A 15,274-nucleotide genomic window follows, 5' to 3' on the forward strand; every position below is an offset into this window, starting at 1 on the left:
GACGCACCTCCCGGTCAACCCAGCTAATTACCAGACGGCGCATTCCAGGGCCATGTCGTCCGCGCCGCCCCGGTGGCTGGTCTTTGGTTTCAACAAAACCGACCGCCGGTCCGCCCGTGCGGGGCTCACAAACCAACCACGCTTAATTGCGGAGGACCGGAAAACCGTTCAAGGGTCAGGCGCTGGTTCGGTTATGGAACCCACAAACACGTCCTAGTACTCGAGTTGCTGCTGTAGGGCGTCGATCAGCCAGTAGCACGGAAGGACCTGGCTCACGCTGGAGTTGGGCTCGCGCTTTAAAGGATCTCGGGCGGGTTCCCAATGCGTGGGAGGGAATGTTCGAGGGGGGTGCGTGGTTGCGCGCTGCTTCATCTAGGTGTACCGGACTCTGAGGGAGCGATTGCGCTGGGAGACATTTCGACCGCGCAGACACGTAGTGCTGTGGTCTGGCTGCTTTGCGTTGTCGTTGCCGTCCTGCGCTTCACATGGAATCGCCGCCCAGCCCTTTCTGCTTTGTCTCGCGAAGCTGATCAATTCAGGTCTGAGCAATAGTCACCATGTCCTCCTTGACGTGGGATTAGGTAAGTATCGGGTCACAGAAGGTCATCCCTGCATGCCGTCGGGATCTTTCAGTTCGAAGACCTGTCCAACCGACCACTCCATGCGTGTTGTGCTTTACCGTATGCCCCGAGTTGAGTTAGGACAAATAGTGATTTTCGCGGCAACTCATAGGTGTCCGGCTATAGGTCGATGTTGGTCGCCTTTCGTTGTGGCCTGGTCAACCAATGCCTAGCGGGGGACGAAATAAGAAGAATCCAGCCCTCACGCACATGGGATATGGGAAAAAGCGAGCATGAAGCATAGGCGCCGGCCTATGGAATGTAAGGGAGTCTTGTATTAAACGTACATGTTGCACACGCCTAGTCTTTGGGTGCGCGCCAATGTCCCGTTTGAAGGGACTCCAGGCGCGGGTTTGCCCTTGCAGCCTTAGTAGGTAGCCCGTCGCCAAGAACGCAGCTTCCGTAGGGCGAAGCCGCAGTCCTGGTTTTCCACAATGCAGGCCATGAGGGTGTCCTGCCGCCACCGGGTCACGAAGAATTCACCACTGGCAATCGCTAGGCCCGGACCTCATTGTCCGACCTCTGCGGAGCGCCACATAGTCGAACATATATGGATCTCGCCTAATTTTCTATTAGATATATGCCTCCGAGCTGCCTAGTGTTCAAGTAGGACACCCCACTGCTCCGATTTGCGCCTGTTTCCTCGCAGACTATGGCGATGCCCCTTTACTGATGCCCCCCGCTCGCAGAACTTAAGGTGCCGGCTCTGACGCGCGGTTTCCGCTTCTGCGACGGGAAGACGCCAGAATCTTTCCTCTCAACCCAATCCAATCCAGTAGAAAGGCAAGCTGTAATGGTTGAAACCGCTCTCTTGCAGACGAGAAATACCTTGGATCCGGACTCTTCCACGGAAACCGGTCCTGACATCGTACGGCTCAATATTAGGTGCATTGACCGGCCCGGGATTGTATCCGCAGTCGCCCAGCTGATAACTGATCATGGTGGCAACATTCTGTCGCTCGATCAATTCACTACCGGCATCGAGGGAGGCAGGTTCTTTCAGAGGACAGTTTTCCACCTGCCAGGCTTTCAGGCAGCACGCGAGTCCTTGGAAGAGGACATCCGGAAGCGTCTTGGGGAGTCGTTCTCTCTGGAGTGGGAGTTAACGGAGGCGGCGAAGCGGAAACGGGTGGCCATCTTCGTTTCCAAGACGGACCACTGTCTGCTTGACCTGCTGTGGCGGCATCGGCGAGGGGACATTCCGATGGACATTGTTATGGTCGTCTCCAACCACGCGGACCTAGCCGAGTTTGTCCGTCCCTTCGGAGTCCCGTTCATCCACGTTCCGGTCACCGGTGACAAGGCTGCGGCCGAGACGAAGCATCTCGAACTTTTGCGAGGCAACGTAGACCTCGTCGTCCTTGCGCGCTACATGCAAATCATCTCCGAGAGGTTTCTTGACGAAGTAGGGGTTCCCATCATCAATATCCACCACTCTTTCCTTCCTTCATTCATCGGCGCAGGGCCCTATCAGAAAGCCAAAGACCGTGGCGTGAAGTTGGTCGGGGCTACCGCTCACTACGTCACGAAGGACCTCGACGAGGGCCCCATTATTGAACAGGACGTAGTGAGAGTCTCGCACCGGGAGTCAACCAAGCAGCTGATGCGAAGAGGAGCCAATGTCGAACGCATGGTGCTCTCCCGCGCCGTCACCTGGCATTGTGAAGACCGCGTCGTTCGCGACGGCAATACAACGATTGTGTTCTGACAGTGGCTGCACAACTGATGGATGGCAAGGCCCTCGCCGCTAAAATTCGCCAACAATTAGCACGGGAAGTCGCAGTCCACACCGAGCGTACTCTCGCTCCCGGCCTTGCAACCGTGCTTGTGGGCGAGGACCCTGCGTCGGAAGTGTACGTTGCCAGCAAACGAAAACTTTCGGTGGCCGTGGGCATGAACGACTTTCATCGCAGGCTGCCGGGGAACTGCAGCCAGGGCCAGGTGGAGGACCTACTTGACGAGCTGGCCGGGGATGACCGTGTTTCCGGCATACTGTTGCAGCTGCCACTTCCCAAGCATCTCGATGCAGAAGCTCTCATTGACCGGATCCCCTGGCACAAGGACGTTGATGGTCTCACGACACACAGTGCCGGGCTCCTCAGCCGAGGGCTGCCCGGGCTGCGTCCGTGCACACCGTCTGGAGTCATTACCCTGCTGAAGGAATACGACGTAGACCTGGTTGGGGCCAACGCAGTCGTCATCGGCCGATCCGAACTGGTGGGCAAGCCCATGGCGCGCTTGCTATTGGCAGAGCATGCGACCGTGACGATTGTCCATTCAAAGTCCAGAGATTTGGCTGAAATTACACGACGGGCGGATGTCCTGGTTGCCGCAGCTGGAGTTCCACGTCTGATCAGCCGGCAACACGTCTCGCCCGGGGCTGCCATTGTTGACGTGGGGATTCACCGCGACAAGGATGGCTTGAGCGGGGATGTCGAATTCCGGGAGGTCGAAGGCCTGGCCGGACGGCTTACCCCGGTTCCGGGAGGGGTGGGGCCCATGACCATCGCCGAACTGCTGCGGAACACCTTGAAAGCGGCACAACTGGCGGAAGAACAGGCAACCAAAAACCCTTCCCTAGATTAAAGCCAGCAGTGAACTCCAACCGAAGTTCTTTGTTACTTCCTGCCCCTTTCTGCCGAGCCTATGTCAGTCTTTAGGGCATTTCACAGGTTTTTGAAGATGTTTTCTGGCTTAATTGCGGCACCGAGAGCCGCAGCTACGTCGGAGCCGGTATGCGCCATCGGGGATCCGAAGTAACTGGAAATCATTGATCGCGGGGCCGATGTCTCCAGCTAGCGCCTTCCCCAAGGCCAATTCCGCGTCACTATGTTGGTTGGCTTCCTTTTCCCGAGGAAGAACCACCAAGCGTACTTGGGAATGGCGCGCCCCGAACGAGTGAGCCTGAATTTCTCTTTGTCGACAAAGCTCTATCCATCGACAACCTCACCGGCTCCGTCGAGCTGAAGAGCCTGACAACCATCCTGGAGGGGCGCCGGGGTGGTGTGACAGCATGAATCGTTTGCTTCTTGAATCCGCTCGTCTTCCTGAACAGGAAGGCCCCTGCGACGACTACACCGCCGGTGATGTGGCGAGTCACGCGAGGTCTATATCCGCAAAATTAAGTCATGTCAGCAAGAAATTCGGGAAGGCAATGCCTACGTTCTTTGCTTGACGCCGGAAGCATTATCCTGGGGACACGGGACATAGCGGCGACCTACTCGGAGATCCGACGACGCAGCCCGAGCCACGGGGGCGTACTGAGTATCGATGCACCTCGGGGCCTGTACGCGGGTGCTTTTGGCTACATAGGTTGGACGGACAGGCCGACCTGGCGATGACAATCCGAAGCCTAGTAGTCGACGCCGCGCGGAAGCCCACACTGGCGCAGGAGGAGGCATCACTGCTCTGTCCGACCCCGATTCAGAATATGAAGAAATACTGCTCAAGGTTGACGAACTCGTACGGAGCCTTCGGCGACCGTCATCACTGCACCTAATGGCAGTGGCCGCGGGACAATGATGCGTTTATCTGCTGGATGTGCAGCTAAGACGACACGAGGCAAAGGCAGGCCTCATCGATCAGAAACAGCCGCCGGCTGCCCATCCCACGCTCGATGAGCCACACCGCCTGGGCATCCCCTGTCCGCTCATCAAAGTAGGCCTGAAACGGCGTCCGGCCAGGCGCCCAAACTTCGACGAGCTGCCCCGGCACCAAGCTCTCCCAATCGAGTGGTAGCTTCCCCGGAGGGAGGTCGGTGACATTGTAGGACCAATCTTGCTGGAGACCCATCATAAATACCTCCTGCACTCCATGCGGTCCTTACGAATACTTCCGATCAAACCCTAGGCAACAGGGAGCCATAGTTCCAATAGAAATACTTCGTATAACCCATATATAGTTGTGTATCAATGCTGGACCTCCAGGTTCATCGCCTGCGCACGCGCACACTCTGGGAAAAGAGGATCTAAGTGCCGGTAGATACCAGAATCACACTCCACAAGCTGGAGGTCTTCAGGGCTGTCGTGGAGTCCGGCAGCGTAGGGAAAACGGCGGAAGCGTTCCACGTGGCCCAACCGGTAATCACAGCCCACCTCCGGTCCCTCGAAACGCGGCTAGGAAATAAGCTGTTCAGCCGGGACGGACGCCATCTTAAGCTAACCTCCGAAGGCGAGGCGGTATATACCTGGGCCATAGACCTCTATACGCGGACAAAAGAGCTGTCTCGCTATTTGGATGGTCTGGCGGATGGGACCAGCGGGTCCGTGTCGGTAGCAGCGAGCATGTCTGTGGGCAGTTACCTGCTTCCACCGGCCCTTAGTGAGCTGCGGCGCAAATGGCCAAACATCGAAGTTACCCTGAACATTTATCACTCCGATCTCGCCATAGATGCAACAGAGACTGGGCACAGCGATTTCGCTGTTATGATAGCCGAATCGCCGCCTTCAAACCCTGGGCTCACGGGCGAACCCCTCGGCCTAGAGCCGCTCATTCTGGTGGCCCCGCCGTCCGGTGCACCTCACTCCAACGAGATCGATTTGGCGGAGTTGGCCCGGCTGGACTTCGTTGAACTCCCCGAAGGTTTCCTGAGGCGTTCCCTGAACGAAGGACACTTGGCAAATGTCGGGCTTGAAAGCCGGCGCATAGTAATGGAGCTTGGGCATCCTGAAGCAATGAAGCGGGCAGTGCAGAATGGCATGGGTGTAGCGCTGATGTTCTACACCTCTGTAGCTGATGAGCTGGAGAGCGGCCGGCTGCGAGCCGTGACCGTACGGGGCCTTGACGTGACGGTGCCCATTTATCTCGTATACCGCAAAGGCCGAAATTTCCCTGCAGCGCAACAGACCGTCGTCAAGGCAATCTCCGAATACATCGAACGTCGGCCCAAACCGCTGACCACGCGGTAGTAGCGCCAACCGGTCCCCGTCCTTCGTCAAGTGTTAGCGCTCGAAGCAGGGCCAATACAATGCTAAAAATTTGGATACCGACTCGTCTGCTATAGCCATTGGCCTATGGCTGCAGCTGTACTTTGTATTGGACCTGGTTCCCGCAGGCGCCTAGTCTCGTCGAAGACTGGAAGAGCAGAATTTGCCGCGACGCTACTGCTTGAACAGGGCGGCTCCAGGAAGACGACGGCGACTTGTTTGTCGCACTTGTCCGGCCAGAGCCTTCCTCGATTTCCAATCGGCGCGTTCAGAAACGAACGTGAGGCAAACGAAACCTGCCGTCGGGACACCCATGCCTCACTCCCGTGGGCAATCAAGGGAGGAGACAATTCATGAACAGTCCACAGAGGTTAGACCGGAAAGCGTCCGACGATGATTCGCTTCGGTCGATGCTCGTTGTGGCTAACCGCATTCTTTTCCACAACCGGATCCTCGATGCGTTCGGCCACGTCAGTGTGCGTTCTGCGGAGGATCCATCCTCTTTCCTGCTGTCCCGCAACCTCGCCCCTGCACTAGTAAGGGAAGAAGATATCCAGCGGTTTAGCCTCGACGCAGTCACCGACGACCCCCGGCCCAGCTATCTTGAGCGGTTTATACATGCCGAGTTATTCAAGGCTCGCCCCGACGTCCAGGCTGTGGTCCATAGCCATTCTCCCTCGGTCATTCCGTTCAGCGTTTCGCAGCGTCCGCTCCGCCCAATAATGCACATGGCGGGTTTTCTCCCTCCCAACGTGCCGGTCTTCGAGATCCGCGATGCGGCTGGAGATGCCTCCGACCTCTTGATTCGCTCCGCGGATTTGGGAAGGGCGCTGGCTCAAACAATAGGTAGCTCAAGCGTTTCACTGATGCGTGGCCATGGTTCCGTTGCGGTCGGGGACAGCCTCCAGGAAGTGGTATTCCGGGCAATATATGCGGAAGTGAACGCCCAGGCCCAAGCACAAGCAGAAGCGTACGGGACGCCCACATATCTGCTGCAGGACGAAGCAGCAGCCGCAGCAGCCAGCAACGCAACTCAAGTAAAGCGAGCATGGGACTTTTGGGCATATGAAGTTGGGCTGGCCGCCCCGCGCTGATAGCCCTCTTTGCGCGACCGGCCCTTTCGAAAGCGGGCTCGCCTCCGCGGTTCCGTCAGGCACTAGAAACGTCGGACAAACTAAGTACCGATGACGAGGTGCGGCCAGCAAAGTGATCGCCCGAGCACAAAAACGACCTCGTCGTAAGTCCTCTAGGTCCAAACATAAATCTCTTGATCACTGGTCCTGCTGGCCTTTCGGCCTGAACCGTTCTGCGGGCCCGGCATATAGCTGTATGGCTATGATCTCCACCGTTCTTTCTATTTGTGCTATGCCTCGGATGGGACCTACCGTGGTCAAAGGAAGCCGCGAGATTTGGTTTCGATACTCAACGAGGAGGGCTCTGTGAACACGGTTTCGGATAATCAGCAGGCTTTGGATGGTTTGCTTAAGCGAGAGTGGAAGATGCTCATTGGCGGTGAGCTCGTAGGCTCACTCTCAGGGGAAACGATGGCCACGGCGTCTCCCCACGACGGCCGCCACCTCGCCGATGTTCCTCTTGCCGGCACAGATGACGTCAATAGGGCCGTTGATGCTGCAAAGGCAGCCTTTCCTTCCTGGCGTGACACTCCCCTGGTAGAGCGGGCGGCTCTGGTCAGGATTTTCGCTGACAAGCTTCAAGAGCGGTCCCAGGATCTAGGCCTTCTGGATGCAGCTGACGTAGGCAACCCAGTGACTGCAATGGTCGGTGACGTGAATATCGCCGCAGAAATGCTCCGCTACCAAGCGGGTGTCGCTTTCGAGGTCAAGGGATCAACTCTTCCCTCCCCGAACCGTAACTGGCTTGTCACGCGTCGCGAACCTTACGGAGTCGTCGGCCGAATTGTGGCCTACAACCACCCGATTATGTTCGCCGCGTCCAAAATCGGAGCACCTGTCGTAATGGGCAACACTCTTGTGTTGAAGGCACCAGACCAGGCTCCGCTGTCCACGCTGCTTCTGGCGGAAATCGTCAGGGAAGTTTTCCCCCCGGGCGTCGTGAATCTGGTCACCGGTACAGGGGCGATTACTGGGGACGCCTTGGTCAAACATCCTGACGTGAAGCGTTTGTCACTCGTCGGAAGTGTCGAGACGGGGAGACGTGTGCAGGCAGCCGCAGCTTCTGTAGGCGTCAAACAAATCAGTTTGGAACTGGGCGGCAAGAACCCAATGATTGTCTGCCCGGATGCTGATATCGAATCCGTGATTCAGGGTGCAGCGTCCGGTATGAACTGCCACTGGTGCCAAGGTCAATCCTGCGGATCCATCACGAGGTTGTTCTTGCACGAGGACATCCACGACGCGGTACTCGAGGGTCTCGTAACGAGACTTCGTTCCATTCAGATCGGCGACCCGCTTGACCCCACTACACAGATGGGGTGCTTAGTCTCTCAGCAGCAATACGACAAAGTTGCCGGCTATGTTCAGGCCGGCAAAGATGACGGTGCTCGTTTGGTGACCGGTGGTGGCCGGCCCCGGGGGGCACAGTACGAAGACGGATTCTTCGTGGAACCAACGGTCTTCGCGGACGTCAACATGGGCATGCGGATAGCCCGAGAAGAGATTTTCGGGCCGGTTCTGTCAGTGCTTAAATGGCGGGACCTCAACTCAGTCATCGAGCAGGCAAATGGCCTTTCATATGGACTGACCGGGGCAGTCTGGACGAATGACATCAAAACCGCACTCACCGTAGCAGGTGAGCTTGATGCAGGCTACGTGTGGATCAACGGCACCGGCAGCCACTACCTAGGAGCGCCATTCTCGGGCCATCGCAATAGCGGCACCGATTCTGAAGAGGGCATCGAGGAGTTGCAGAGTTACACGCAACTCAAAACCGTCAGCATTGCACTGTAATACCAGACTCAGTCTGAATCCTCATATCTAATTGGAGGCAACCATGTCACTCCCCCGGGAGTCTACTGCTGCGGTTCTCGTTGCATACAACAAGCCACTGGAAATGCAATCGCTCCCAGTGCCGGAACTGGAGCCCCGCGGCATTCTCGTCAAGGTCGAGGCAAGCACCATGTGCGGCACTGACGTCCACATTTGGCGAGGCTCGTATGCCGACACCGGGATGTCTAAACTTCCACTAGTGCTTGGCCACGAGATCGTGGGTCGAGTGGTCGCCCTAGGCCGGGACCGCAAGGTTGATGCACTCAATCGTCCCCTTGCTGAGGGGGACCGTGTCGCGTGGTCCTACGCGTGGTGCGGGCAATGCTACTGGTGCACGACAGCCAAGCAGCCGACGCAATGCGAAAACGCCCGTATGTACGGTTGGGGGCCGGCCGATAAATCGCCCTACCTGACCGGAGGCTACTCCGAATACGCCTACATTATGCCCGAATGCAGTGTCGTCAAGGCTCCCGCTCACGTTGATGCTGCGGTATTGGCGTCGGCAACCTGTGCTTTCCGGACGGTTTTTCACGGGTACGAGAAGATCGGAAAGATTGAGACAACGGACACCGTGGTTATCCAGGGAAGCGGTCCTGTAGGACTTTACGCATTGGCCTATGCCATCAAGTCCGGCGCCTGCCGAACTATCATGATAGGCGCCCCTGCCGCTCGCCTGGATATTGCCAAGCGCTGGGGAGCCGAGATCGTTCTAGACGTACTAAACACAGACCCGAGCGAACGTAAACAGCAGATTCTTGACGCTACTGACGGCCGCGGGGCTGATTTGGTCGTCGAATGCAGTGGGGTCAATCCTGCCTTCGTGGAAGGAATGAACCTCATTAGGCGAGGTGGCCGCTATCTCGTCCTCGGCGCTTCAGATCCACGTCCAGCGGAAATTCACCCTACCTATTTCAACCTCCGCCAACTCACTGTGGCCGGAACAATGAGCGGTGATATCTCCCACTATTACCGTGCGTTGAGCTTCCTGGAAGCCCATGAAAACGAATTCTCCTTCGGGGACCTCCTCAGCTCGAGATACAGGCTGGACGAGGTCGACGCCGCTCTTGCTGGGATGGAAGGGATGACCGAAATCAAACCGGTCATTCTGCCTTCACTGCCCACCAGCTGAAGGCCACCCGCTACAACTGGGTCCGGGCCACTCCGATCAGTCCCATACGTGTTTTTCCACTTTGCCCCCCATCTCGCCACCCTAACCTGCATTGCCGCCATTGCAATCACACTGGCTCTCGTCCGTGCCCACCAAGAAGGTAGCTGACGACGAAAGAAGCCAGCTGCTGCAGGACGTGAACACAGACCAAAAACAACAAATCCCGGATTTTTACCCCAGGAAGCCGCGAGGTGGGCTGGGGCACGAACCACCTAAGACGCTCGCGCACCTTCCCGGAATCACACCAGTCCCACTTGTCTGGATGAACGCGCCGTGCAGCCGCCGTGGATGGCGCTTACCCAATCACACTCGTTCCACCCGGCGTATCAGGTTAACCAAATATTTTGCTAAGGAGAGAAAACATGACTGAACTGAACATCGAAGCCCACCGGGCAGCCTGGAAAGCAACCACCGAGGGAAAGGCTCTCTACGTCGAAAGGCCTGCAGTTTTTAGCCCGGCAGCGGCAGCCCAAGACGCTTCCAACGGAAGCCGGATGCTCTGGAACTGGGCACCCATCTGGCTGCCCTGGGAATACACCAGCTGGCTCGAAGAAGGCCGGTCCTTCCACGACACTGCCTACATCGGCGACTGGAGCGGCCTGGTTAAGGTCAAGATCAAAGGTCCGCAAGCCTTCGAGTTCCTCAGCTACGTCGGTACAAATGATCTCAGCAACTTCGGAGTCGGGCGGGTCAAACATCACGTCCAAGTCAACGAAAACGGGATGATCGCTGCACAGGGCGTCCTTTACCGCGTCGCCGAAGACGAATTTTGGTTCACTGGCGGAAGCGCCTACTGGACCTACTACATGCTCGAGGAGGGAGGCTGGGACGCCAAGGCCGAAGTTGACTCCGCAGATTATTTCCTCTTTTCCGTACAAGGCCCGCAGTCACTGGCCATCATGGAAGCAGTCACTGGATCCAAGCTGGGCCACTTGCGCTTCAACCAGTGGGAAACATTCCAGATTGCCGGAGCAGACGTCATGGTGCTCAGGACCGGTGTCTCCGGCGAAATAGGGTACGAGCTTCACGGCCCCTCAGCAGCCGGGAACTCCGTGTGGTCCACAGTCGTAGAGGTCGGAACCCCATTTGGTATTAAACAGCTCGGCGTCCGGGCCCAAATGATTTCCCACGTCGAGGCCGGGATAGCTACCAACGACCGCGACTTTGTTTCCGCCGCGGTTGGCACAGCAGGTCAGCCCCAGATTAACCCCTCGGCCCGCTCCCGCATCTCGGGAAGCTTCAGGCCGAAAGAAGTTTCGGATCTCCATCGCACACCAGCCGAGCTTGGCTGGTTCAGCCAGGTATCTCTGGACACTCACGACTTCATAGGCCGAGAGGCGCTCATTAAACAGCGCGACGAAGGAGGGCCTGCCCGCCGGATGATCGGCCTTGTCTGGAACAACCAGGACGTAGTCGATGTGTACGCCACCATCTTTGACGATGAGCCCGTTGCGCCCATGGACTTGCCCCGCAACCTCACACTCTCTGTGGACCACGTGCTGCAGGACGGTAAGGAGGTAGGAGTGTCAACGTCGCGGGTCTACAGTCCGTTCCTCCGCAAAATGATCTCAATCGGGCACATCGATGTCGGCCTTGCTGAGGTTGGGCGTGAACTAACGGTGCTGTGGGGAGAGCCTAACAAGCCGCAGCGCCAGATCCGCGCGACTGTTATCGAGCTTCCATTCAAGCCTGACCTCCGCCGCGTTGAATTGGCTGCCCAAGGTGCTACCGCCCAGTAGCGCCCATCCCGGAAACGTCGAGAGCTGCTGATGCTTTCTGCCGTGCAGCACCGAGCAGGCAGCTGAAGCAGTCCCGAAAGGAGGATCAGTCTGGTCGCATAGACTGGTGCGACCAGGCGGATCCCCGCCGACTGCTGGACGACCTTGTGAATGTACATGCCGCCGAATTTCCGATCCGTACAGCTTGGAAACGGAGTGCGGGCCAAGCCTGGTCTCGCCATTCAAATGGAGACGCACGTGATCCCGATTGTTGATGACCCGCAGGGGTCGCTTGTCCCGATAGGCGGTCAGTGGGCCGTGGTTCTTCTCGACGGCGAACTGGCAGGAAATTATCTGGCAGGCTGTGCGTGCAACGCTCTCTTTACAAAAATGTCTGCTCGCGTACTGGCAGCGATTAGGAAGGTCTCCTTCTCAGGCCCAGAACATAGGGGCGGCCGTCCCTAATGGGAGTACATGGAGAACGGATTCGGCATGGCAGCCGAGCCAGCCGTTTCCCTATTCTCAGGCCCCTGAGAAAAGCCCTGCCATCAGATGAAACAGGCTGCAAGCTGAGAACAATAGGAATCATGAGCCAGGACTTGTGCGGCAACGTCAATCATGGAATGCCTACCGAGGCACCCCGGGACGAGTTTGAGGTCAGCTGCGTAGATCTTCCTCGAGTCGAAGCTGCCATTCGCGAAATCCTTCTTGCCATAGGGGAGGACCCAGACCGTAGCGGCTTGGCAGAGACCCCGGCACGTGTAGCTAGAGCCTACTCTGAGATGTTCGCTGGCCTTCACATTGATCCCACCGACGTCCTCTCAACGACTTTCGACATAGGTCACGACCAGCTTGTGCTCGTGAAGGAAATCCCTTTTTATTCCACGTGCGAGCATCACCTGGTCCCGTTTCAAGGTGTGGCCCGACGGTTACGTTCCCGCCCACCATGGAAGGGTCACCGGCCTCAGTAAGCTCGCCCGTGTTGTGGACGCCTTCGCCCGCCGCCCTCAGGTCCAGGAACGCCTCACTACCCAGATCGCGGACGCACTTATCACGCAGCTTAAACCGCGGGGTGCCATTGTCGTCCTCGAATGCGACCACCTATGCATCTCATTAAGGGGCGTTCAAAAGACCGGCGCCAAGGCCTTAACTAGCGCTGTGCGCGGTCAGTTGCGAGACGAGGCGACAAGGGCAGAGGCCATGAAGCTGATTCTTCGAAGGTAGCGAGACCACCGCCAAATGAGGGGGTTTCCAGAGAATGTACACCGCTATGCCCAAAACGACTGGCACCGACGAGGACAGGAGACCAATGAACGATCTAGTATCCGTAATTAACGGCATGTCCCCGGTTCAGATAGAGGAGAAACTCAACAGGGCCGTCGCGCTGGCCCAGCAGCAGAGCATTATGGGACGACGTCTAGGGATATTGGTGACACGCCACAGCTATTATCAGTTCACTGTCGAACTCCACCAAGATGTAGCTTTCGGTGAAATCCGCGAACGCTGCATCATGCACCCAGCCCGCAGCACCATACGGCCTCATCCCAATAGCGTGTGAAGGGAACTCGCAGCGAGGCAACCGTCCTGCTCGTCCCTACCCGGTTGGAAGAAGTTATGGCTGTGGCCAACCAGGGACCATGGAATCCACTCTGCAGTTTCAATGGCTTACGACTCTGCCTCTCTGAGACTGTGATGGATAGGTTGCAGTCCTTTATGTAGTGGGGTCGAGCATTTGCCCATTCAATTTGCGCGTCCCTGGCCAGCACGGTCAGAACTCGGAGCGCCAACAACAGATTGGACCAGCCATATGCGCACCAGTGCACGCAATTAGGTCTTTTGACGCTACTCTCACCCTGCCCGAACATTGTGGTGCAGCCCTTCCCGCAGAGTCCCGCGGTGCGCGCCGGGAATACGAGGCGCCTTAATGGCGCCCCAAAGCAAGCAGGGGACAAGCAGGCAACTGGACCGGCAGGACGTATGCCGGTAAGGAAGTTGGAACAATGAAGTTCGGTAAGCAGCCCGCACCCGTTGCGGACATCAACGAGGACGACCTCGAAGTCCATAAGCCCAAGACCGAGGCGGCCGGCGTGAAGGCCGTGATGGTCGCCCTGGAACGTGCGGTGGCGCAGGCGGGTGTGACCCGCACGGCCCAGTCGTTGCTGCGGCTGAACCAGCGCGGCGGTTTTGACTGCCCGGGCTGCGCGTGGCCGGAGTCGGACAAGAAGCGCAAGGCCGCCGAGTTCTGCGAGAACGGCGCCAAGGCCGTGGCCGAGGAAAACACCCTGCGTACGGTGGGGGCGGAGTTCTGGGCTAAGCACTCGATCGCGGAGCTCTCCACCAAGACGGAGTATTGGCTGGGCAACCAGGGCCGGCTGAGTGAACCGGTGGTCATCCGCGAGGGTGACACCCACTACTCACCGATCTCCTGGGCCGATGCCTTCGAGCTGATCGGTGAGCACATGCGGGCTACCACTGCGGACCGCTGCGTGTTCTACACCTCGGGCCGGACCGCGAACGAGACCGCTTTTATGTACCAGCTGTTCGCCCGGGCGCTGGGCACCAACAACCTGCCGGACTGCTCCAACATGTGCCACGAGTCCTCCGGCTCGGCACTGAACCCGACCATCGGCATCGGCAAGGGCACCGTGTCCCTGGAGGACATCCACGATTCGGAGCTGATCTTCGTGGTGGGCCAGAACCCCGGCACCAACCACCCCCGCATGCTGTCCGCGCTGAAGGAATGCAAGGACAAGGGCGGCAAGGTGGTGGCGGTCAACCCGCTGCCCGAGGCGGGCCTGTTCAACTTCAAGGACCCGCAGACCGTCTCTGGTGTGGTGGGCGGCGGCACTCCGCTGGCTGACGAGTACCTGCAGATCAAGGTCGGCGGTGACCTGGCCCTGTTCCAGGCGCTGGGCCACCTGCTGTTGGCCGAGGAGGAACGGAACCCCGGGACCGTCGTGGACCATTCCTTCATCGCCGCCCAGACCGACGGGTTCGACGCCTACCGCGACGCCCGCAAGGAGCTGGACTGGGCCGAGACCGAGCAGGCCACCGGCCTGTCCCGGGAACAGATCGAGACCGTCGCCGGGATGCTCATCAAGTCCAAGGCCACCATCTTCTGCTGGGCGCTGGGCGTGACGCAGCAGCCGCACTCGGTGGACACCATCAAGGAAATGGTCAACGTCCTGCTGCTGCAGGGCAACTTCGGCAAACCCGGCGCCGGCGCCTGCCCCGTGCGCGGCCACTCCAACGTCCAGGGCGACCGCACCATGGGCATCTGGGAAAAACCCAAGGAATGGCTCCTCACAGCGCTCGACACCGAGTTCGGCATTACCTCCCCGCGGCACCACGGCTACGACGCCGTGGAGTCCATGGAGGCGTTCGAACGCAACGAGGTGGACGTGTTCGTCTCGATGGGCGGCAACTTCTCGCTCGCCTGCTCCGACACCGAAATGCTGGAGGCAGGGATGCAGCGGATCGGGCTGACCGTGCACATCTCCACCAAGCCCAACCGCTCCCACATCGTCCACGGCCGCACCTCGCTGATCCTGCCCACCCTGGGCCGGACCGACAAGGACGACAAGCACCCCAAGGGCGCGCAGTTCCTGTCCGTGGAGGACTCCATGTCCGTGGTCCACTCCACGCAGGGCCGGCTGACGCCGGTCTCGGAGCACCTGCTCGCCGAGCCGGTGATCGTAGCCCGGATGGCTGAGGCCACCTTTGGCCCGGACCACTCCGTGGACTGGAAGGCCATGGCCGAGGACTACGACGTGATCCGGGACCACATCGAACGGGTCCTGCCCGGCTTCGAGGACTTCAACGCCCGGGTCCGGACCAAAAACGGGTTCGTGCTGCCCAACCCGCCCCGGGACACCCG

At 58.6% G+C, this 15,274-nt stretch carries 10 protein-coding genes and 1 pseudogene; 10 read left to right on the forward strand and 1 reads right to left on the reverse strand.

Going from position 1 to position 15,274, the window contains the following annotated elements:
* The first annotated feature begins 1,413 nt into the window (after positions 1 to 1,413).
* A complete protein-coding gene (gene purU, locus P2Q66_RS11060) occupies positions 1,414 to 2,328 on the forward strand; it encodes a formyltetrahydrofolate deformylase (protein ID WP_275728020.1) in 915 nt (304 codons plus the stop codon).
* Between the two features lie 2 nt (positions 2,329 to 2,330).
* Positions 2,331 to 3,206 (forward strand): bifunctional 5,10-methylenetetrahydrofolate dehydrogenase/5,10-methenyltetrahydrofolate cyclohydrolase, encoded by an 876-nt coding sequence (locus P2Q66_RS11065; protein WP_275728022.1) that lies wholly within the window; start codon positions 2,331 to 2,333, stop codon positions 3,204 to 3,206.
* 960 nt (positions 3,207 to 4,166) lie between these two features.
* On the opposite strand, the gene P2Q66_RS11070 is transcribed toward P2Q66_RS11065, so the two are convergent.
* Entirely contained in the window at positions 4,167 to 4,415 is a 249-nt protein-coding gene (locus P2Q66_RS11070; RefSeq protein ID WP_275728024.1) for a hypothetical protein, read from the reverse strand.
* Between the two features lie 176 nt (positions 4,416 to 4,591).
* Here P2Q66_RS11070 and P2Q66_RS11075 point away from each other — a divergent pair, with 176 nt between their 5' ends.
* The 8 genes and pseudogenes from P2Q66_RS11075 to P2Q66_RS11110 form a co-directional block, all read left to right on the forward strand.
* Positions 4,592 to 5,527, forward strand: a complete 936-nt coding sequence (locus P2Q66_RS11075; protein ID WP_275728026.1) for a LysR family transcriptional regulator — start codon at positions 4,592 to 4,594, stop codon at positions 5,525 to 5,527.
* Positions 5,528 to 5,898: 371 nt separating this feature from the next.
* Complete coding sequence (locus P2Q66_RS11080) at positions 5,899 to 6,639, forward strand: class II aldolase/adducin family protein (protein ID WP_275728028.1); 741 nt, start codon at positions 5,899 to 5,901, stop codon at positions 6,637 to 6,639.
* A gap of 345 nt (positions 6,640 to 6,984) precedes the next feature.
* Entirely contained in the window at positions 6,985 to 8,472 is a 1,488-nt protein-coding gene (locus P2Q66_RS11085) for an aldehyde dehydrogenase family protein (protein WP_275728029.1), read from the forward strand.
* A gap of 43 nt (positions 8,473 to 8,515) precedes the next feature.
* Positions 8,516 to 9,640, forward strand: coding sequence for a zinc-binding dehydrogenase (locus P2Q66_RS11090; RefSeq protein ID WP_275728031.1), 1,125 nt, complete (start codon positions 8,516 to 8,518; stop codon positions 9,638 to 9,640).
* Between the two features lie 401 nt (positions 9,641 to 10,041).
* Positions 10,042 to 11,418, forward strand: a complete 1,377-nt coding sequence (locus P2Q66_RS11095; RefSeq protein ID WP_275728032.1) for a glycine cleavage T C-terminal barrel domain-containing protein — start codon at positions 10,042 to 10,044, stop codon at positions 11,416 to 11,418.
* A gap of 602 nt (positions 11,419 to 12,020) precedes the next feature.
* Positions 12,021 to 12,621: pseudogene (gene folE, locus P2Q66_RS11100) on the forward strand (GTP cyclohydrolase I FolE).
* 85 nt (positions 12,622 to 12,706) lie between these two features.
* Positions 12,707 to 12,955, forward strand: coding sequence for a hypothetical protein (locus tag P2Q66_RS11105; protein WP_275728033.1), 249 nt, complete (start codon positions 12,707 to 12,709; stop codon positions 12,953 to 12,955).
* A 442-nt stretch (positions 12,956 to 13,397) separates the two neighbouring features.
* A partial coding sequence (locus tag P2Q66_RS11110) for an FdhF/YdeP family oxidoreductase (protein WP_275728034.1) occupies positions 13,398 to 15,274 on the forward strand: 1,877 nt, incomplete at its 3' end.

Source organism: Arthrobacter sp. Cr_A7, assembly GCF_029222765.1.
In the GTDB taxonomy this organism is placed as follows: Bacteria; Actinomycetota; Actinomycetes; order Actinomycetales; family Micrococcaceae; genus Arthrobacter.

Excerpts from the sequence above, each read along its gene's own strand:
- P2Q66_RS11090 (WP_275728031.1), top strand. The coding sequence starts at position 8,516 with ATGTCACTCCCCCGGGAGTCTACTGCTGCGGTTCTCGTTGCATACAAC.
- P2Q66_RS11095 (WP_275728032.1), top strand. The coding sequence starts at position 10,042 with ATGACTGAACTGAACATCGAAGCCCACCGGGCAGCCTGGAAAGCAACC.
- P2Q66_RS11105 (WP_275728033.1), top strand. The coding sequence starts at position 12,707 with ATGAACGATCTAGTATCCGTAATTAACGGCATGTCCCCGGTTCAGATA.
- P2Q66_RS11080 (WP_275728028.1), top strand. The coding sequence starts at position 5,899 with ATGAACAGTCCACAGAGGTTAGACCGGAAAGCGTCCGACGATGATTCG.
- purU (WP_275728020.1), top strand. The coding sequence starts at position 1,414 with ATGGTTGAAACCGCTCTCTTGCAGACGAGAAATACCTTGGATCCGGAC.
- P2Q66_RS11070 (WP_275728024.1), bottom strand. The coding sequence starts at position 4,415 with ATGATGGGTCTCCAGCAAGATTGGTCCTACAATGTCACCGACCTCCCT.